Here is a 5,867-nt window from a genome sequence, read left to right on the forward strand (position 1 = left end):
CCCCTGCACTGGATACATACAAGCGCTTGAACAAACGGGACTGATACTTATTTCCCGTAAAAACATGGACCTGATGCTTAATCATCCATTATTGGGCTACAAGATGGAACGTTTCGGCCGATTGGTTGCAGAACATTACATCTGCTGTTACGAAGACAGGATCACATCTTTTATTACTGAAACTCCTGAAGAACGTTATCTTAAAATGCTCGAAACAACGCCTGAAATTATGCAACGTGTACCACAACATTATGTTGCCAATTTTTTGGGCATTACACCTGTGTCACTTTCGCGGATAAGAAAAAGGACTTTAATATACGCCTAACTCCAGGCACCCATAATTAATTTCTTATCTTTTGTTAACGTTTTGGTTTACAGACCTCAGCTATATTTGTATCATACAAATCGAAAAGACATGCATACTATATTAGGTGCCGGCGGGCCAACAGCAAACGCGCTTACAAAAGAATTATTAAACCATAATCCTAATGAAACTATTCGCCTGGTAAGTCGCAGGCCACTTAAAGTTACAGGTACCAACGTTACCTGGCAAAAAGCTGATCTGTTAAACTATGCAGAGGTATTGGCTGCTGTAAAAGGTTCTGCTGTAGTTTACATGTGCGCAGGTCTGATTTATGATAAAACCATATGGCAGCAACAATGGCCAGTAATTATGCAGAACCTGATTAACGCATCAAAAGAAACGCAGGCGAGGTTAATATTTTTCGACAATGTGTATATGTACGGGCTGGTTAAAGGTCCCATGCTTGAGACAACACCATACAACCCAATTAGTGTGAAAGGTGAAGTTAGGGCGCGTATAGCTACACAACTGATGGAGGAGGTTAAAGCAGGAAACATACAAGCTACAATTGCCCGGGCTGCAGATTTTTATGGTACAGATTCTATGAATAGTTTTCTGGATATGATGGTATTAGATAAGTATGCAAAAAAAACATCTGCACAATGGATTGGCGACCCGAAAGTGTTACACAATTTCACTTACATACCTGATACTGGCAAAGCAATGTATCTTTTAGGGCAAACACCAGATTCTGATAATCAGATATGGCATTTGCCTACTGCTGCACCAATAACAGGAAAGGAATTTATAACATTGGCTGCCGAAATTTATGGGGTAAAGCCTGCTCACACTACTATTAATAAATTTATGCTTCAGCTGGTTGGTTTATTTAAAAAAATTGTAGCCGGAACTGTAGAGATGTATTATCAATATGATCATGACTACAATTTCAATTCTTCAAAATTTGAAAATACATTTAAGATAAAACCCACCAGTTATAAAGAAGGAATAAAGCACATGTCAGAGACTTTATACCGGGCAAAATAAAAATCCACATTGTTAATATTCTCACAAATACATTAAGGAACGATAGTTTAAGTCGATTAAAATATTTTCATTATTAAGCTATTTTATTGAATAAATATATATTTTTACGGAAAAAAACATATGCTCTCAAAATCTTATAAAATTATTGCCTTTTTATTTCTTGCAACAAGCTTATCGCTATTAATTTCGTGCAAAAAAAATGATGAAGATCTTAAAAGGCAGATCGCTGAATTAGAGTCTAGAGTTTCTGGTATCGAAAATCAAATTGGCAATATCAATTCTAATCTTACCATTTTGCAACAACAAGGTAAACTAAACTCCGATGAGATTAATTCCTTAAAAGCTCTAACATCTGACCTATCGACCCTTACTAATGAAATAAAAAATGGCGGAGTTACCAATTCTGTTGACATAGCTAACTTAAAAACATCGCTTCAACAAGCAGCTACTATTATACAACTAGAGTCTTTAAAAACTACAATCACTCAATTAGGTGAAACGATAAATAAAATTGATACCGAACAAAAAGCCACTGCGACAGCTACAAGGGAATTACAATCGGCAATAACAAAGATGGCCGCCGATTTAGAAGAATTGAAAAATGGAGAGAGCACACAAGAAATAAATGGAAAAATTGAAAAGGGCGGATTCTTAAAAGGTTCAATTTTATATCTATTCGAGATGGACTCAACATTAACTCAAACAGGCAGAAGTTTTAATAGTACAATTACCGATAATTATGGATCATTTAGTCTGAGGGTTAAAAATCTTAAGGGCAAAAATGTTAGAGTTGTTTCTTCTGGCTTCTATTTCAACGAAGTATCAGGTAAGAACTCCTCCTCTCAAATATCATTATCCGGTCTTGTAAAGATCAATACGTCTGAAGCAGTCAATGTCAACATTCTTACTGCTCTGGAAGAACCAAGGGTAAAATACTTAATTGATCAGGGAAAGTCCTTTAATGATGCAAAAATTCAATCAGTAAATGAAGTTTTGAGTGTTTTTGGTATTCAAAACCCTGGGATTAAAAGAGCAGAAAAGGTAAATCTAATTGGATCCTCAAGTAGAAGTAATATTTTGCTCTCGTTATCCACAATGCTAGTTGGGTTTAGATCAGACGGTGAGCTGACTGAAATTCTAAACGATATTGCAGAAGATTTAAAAACTGATGGTCTGCTGAACGATGTTTCTTTGGGTAATAGTATCATGACTCACCTATATTATTTAGATACGACCAAGGTAATCAATCAGGTAAAAGCTAAATACACTGCACTATATCCGGATTCTATACTTAATAAAATAAATCTTAGCTATTTGGATCAATTTAAAAAATCAACTTCTTACATCAAATCCTTTGATTTAATCGAATATCCAGCACTGGGTTCAACGATATACAAAGGTAAAAACATCCTGAATTCGACTACTACTACGCTTAACAATAATATATTTGAAATATCCGCTAATTTAGTTGAGAGCGCTCTAAAATTCAGAGTGGAAGTAACAGCTGATGCTGGTGAGTTATCAGAGCTATTAGGTACAAATAAAAATTGGGCTATATCTTATCCGACAAAAAACAAGGCAATTTTAGAGACCTCTACGGTTGGATTAAATACAATTACTTTTACTACTGGAACTCTTCCTTCAAAGACGGCAACTTTAACCGTCAAATTTTATGAAAACGGTCTATCAGTTCCCACTATAACTAAAACAATACCTGTAAACTTAAATTAATAAATTGAACTGAATCTGGTTAAAAAAATAATCGTAGAAGAAAACCTCTGATTTTCTTCTACGATTATATATATTGTTACGCATTTTCTAAATCTGCAATTATCAGTTTTTTCATTTTCATTAATGCCCCCATTACCCTCTGGCCACGAACAGGATCGCTAACCAATTTACTTAATGCTTTAGGTATAATTTGCCAGCTTATCCCAAACGGGTCAGTTAACCAGCCACAGGCCACTTCTTTACCTCCATTGGCCGTTAACTGACCCCAGTATTTATCAATTTCTTCCTGATTTTCACATTCCACAACCAAAGATATTACATCAGTAAAACCAAAACCATGATTGGCTGAACTATCCATCGCCATAGCTACAAAATCCTTGATCTTAAATTGGGCATGCTTTACAAATTCTTCATTATCATCATCTTCCTTACTATATTTTAGCACGCCCTGGATATTGGATTGAGGAAACAGGTCCGTGTAAAAATGAACTGCTTTTTCTGCTTTACCAGCGTTATCACCTGTAAACATTAATGTAGGACAAAACTTTTGAGGAGTCTGACTTTTATCTCCGGTGTACACCTGCCAAGATACACCATATTTATCTTGTACCCAGCCATATTTAGGGCTCCAATCGTAGCTATCAAGCGCCATTAAGGCACTGCCACCTTCCATCAATTTATTCCAGTATCTTTCTGTTTCTTCTTCGCTTTCGCAGATGACCATGAATGAAATGGATGGGTTAGGTGATGAAGTTGGCCCATCATTAAGCAACATAAACTTTTGTCCGCTTAATTCAATTTGTATCACGAATGGAGAGGTTTGACTGATTTTTCCTTCTCCAAAAGTCTGGATATAAAAATCTGATGCTTCTGCAATCTTACCTCTGATGGTTWAACAAGGATAAATTAAATTTTTCATAGTCTAAAGGTTTAAATATTTACTTATACTAAGATACTATACTTAAACAGATTCTATGATGGGCATAACCGACAATAAAAGGGGTAAATTATGACAACCATTCTTCTAGTCTACTAATGGTATCCTCATAAAAGATCTTGTAAGTATCCTTTGTTACATAACCAATATGAGGTGTAGCCAACACATTATCTAGCCTACGAAAAGGATGCTCAGCTGGCAGTGGTTCAGTATCGTAAACATCTAAAGCCGCTCCTGCAATTTTATTGTTTACCAATACATTAATCAAGTCAGCCTCATTTACAAGGGGGCCTCTCGATGTATTGATAAGGTAAGCAGTTGATTTCATTAAATTAAGTTCTGATGAAGTTACAATGTTTCTGGAGCGCGAGCTTAATACTAAATGTAGGGTCACAAAGTCGGCCGTTTTAAATAGTTCTTCTTTACTAACCAGTCTTACGCCATGTTCATTTGCCTTCTCTAAAGTAAGGTTTTCACTCCAGGCAATCACCTCCATCTCAAAAGCCTTTGCATAACGAGCTATTGTACTTCCAATATTGCCTAAACCAATAACCCCAATAATTTTCCCTTTTAAATCCACCCCCACTTCTCTTTGCCAGTTACCCTCTCTTAAAGCTGTCGATTCTGCAACAACATTTCTTGCCATTGCCAGCAATAGTGCCCAGGTTATTTCCGGCGCGCCACTAGCATGATATCCGGTAATTGAAATGGCAATCCCCAATTCTTCTGCAGCTTTTGCATCTATGGAGGCATTACGTCTGCCTGTTGAAACAATAAGCTTCAAATTAGGTAAACTAGATAAGATTTCTCTTGACAAAGGTGTCCTTTCGCGCATTACACAGATGGCCTGAAATGGCTGCAAGGTCCGTATAACTTCTTCTTGCGAAGCCATATGGTGATTGAATACGGTAATGTCGGCCTTTTTATGAACGTTGGTCCAATCGCCAAATGAAAAAGCTACATTTTGATAATCATCCAATATGGCGATTTGGGGAAGTGTTTTCATTGTTGTAATTTTTTATGAAGTGTAAGTCTGTGATTAAAATTAGGAATAAATAGTTCTACTGTCAGAGAGACATCACGAAGAAGTTACAAATGATTCAAATAAAACCGATAAGCAAGCAAATATGATCTTTTAGATCAAAGAACTAATTAGAATTTCAATTCAGACTGATAGTATTGATAGTTATAACAACTCAATTCTTGAATTTATTAAGACACTGTTAAATTGTATAGCATAAAAAGTTATATTTAGTACTTGTTAGGTACTATATAATATCAGATGATCAGATTCGCAAAAAAGAGAACCAAGGTTACTCTTACAATTTTGGCGGGTGTTGTAATTGCGCTCTTTACCCTGCAATTCACACCAACAAGCACTACTCCGCTCCAATTAAAGAAAGGGACTCACATTGTCCTTATAGGAAACAATTTGGGATCAAGAATGATGAACTATGGACATTTCGAAACAGAAATGCATTTGCGATATCCAGAGCTCAACTTGTATATAAGAAATATGTGTGATGGAGGGAATACTCCTGGTTTCCGGCCACATGCCAGCAGAGTGTCGCCATGGGCCTTTCCTGGAGCAGAAAAATTCCAAACAGAGCTTGCCAACAATTCAGATAGCGAGGGTCATTTTGAAACCGAAGATCAATGGCTTACCAGACTAAAAGCCGATGTAGTTATTGCGTTCTTTGGATACAATGAATCTTTTGAAGGGCCAAAGGGCCTTGAAAATTACAAGGCCGAACTTGATGCCTTTATTAAACATACTTTAAAACAGCAGTACAACGGTGTTTCTACTCCTCAATTGGCCATCGTTTCGCCAATTGCATTCGAGGATCT

Annotated in this window: 6 protein-coding genes; 4 read left to right on the plus strand and 2 right to left on the minus strand. The window is 36.4% G+C overall.

All coding sequences use genetic code 11. The features are described 5' to 3' along the window. The 3 genes from AC1DDX_RS21630 to AC1DDX_RS21640 all read left to right on the plus strand — a co-directional run. Window positions 1–325: Crp/Fnr family transcriptional regulator (locus AC1DDX_RS21630; protein ID WP_477622575.1), on the plus strand; the 325-nt coding region annotated here is incomplete at its 5' end. A 90-nt stretch (window positions 326–415) separates the two neighbouring features. Continuing rightward, entirely contained in the window at window positions 416–1,351 is a 936-nt protein-coding gene (locus tag AC1DDX_RS21635; protein ID WP_288879488.1) for an NAD-dependent epimerase/dehydratase family protein, read from the plus strand. A gap of 120 nt (window positions 1,352–1,471) precedes the next feature. Further along, on the plus strand, window positions 1,472–3,082 hold the full coding sequence (locus tag AC1DDX_RS21640) for a hypothetical protein (protein WP_477622576.1): 1,611 nt from the start codon (window positions 1,472–1,474) through the stop codon (window positions 3,080–3,082). A gap of 76 nt (window positions 3,083–3,158) precedes the next feature. Here AC1DDX_RS21640 and AC1DDX_RS21645 read toward each other — a convergent pair whose 3' ends face one another. Further along, window positions 3,159–4,001 carry a VOC family protein gene (locus AC1DDX_RS21645; RefSeq protein ID WP_477622577.1) on the minus strand — a complete coding sequence of 281 codons (843 nt, stop codon included), beginning with the start codon at window positions 3,999–4,001 and terminating at the stop codon, window positions 3,159–3,161. An 88-nt stretch (window positions 4,002–4,089) separates the two neighbouring features. Then, the gene (locus tag AC1DDX_RS21650) at window positions 4,090–5,025 is read right to left on the minus strand and encodes a D-2-hydroxyacid dehydrogenase family protein (protein WP_288879491.1); all 936 of its coding nucleotides are present in this window, start codon (window positions 5,023–5,025) and stop codon (window positions 4,090–4,092) included. Window positions 5,026–5,301: 276 nt separating this feature from the next. On the opposite strand from AC1DDX_RS21650, the gene AC1DDX_RS21655 reads away from it, so the two are divergent. Then, window positions 5,302–5,867, plus strand: a 566-nt coding sequence (locus tag AC1DDX_RS21655) for an SGNH/GDSL hydrolase family protein (protein ID WP_477622578.1), incomplete at its 3' end; no start/stop codon positions are given.

This window comes from Pedobacter sp. 10L46_2, from assembly GCF_056395165.1.

What these genes read in the sequence shown, in the direction of transcription:
- AC1DDX_RS21635 (WP_288879488.1), top strand. Translation starts at nt 416, where the DNA reads ATGCATACTATATTAGGTGCCGGCGGGCCAACAGCAAACGCGCTTACA.
- AC1DDX_RS21640 (WP_477622576.1), top strand. Translation starts at nt 1,472, where the DNA reads ATGCTCTCAAAATCTTATAAAATTATTGCCTTTTTATTTCTTGCAACA.
- AC1DDX_RS21650 (WP_288879491.1), bottom strand. Translation starts at nt 5,025, where the DNA reads ATGAAAACACTTCCCCAAATCGCCATATTGGATGATTATCAAAATGTA.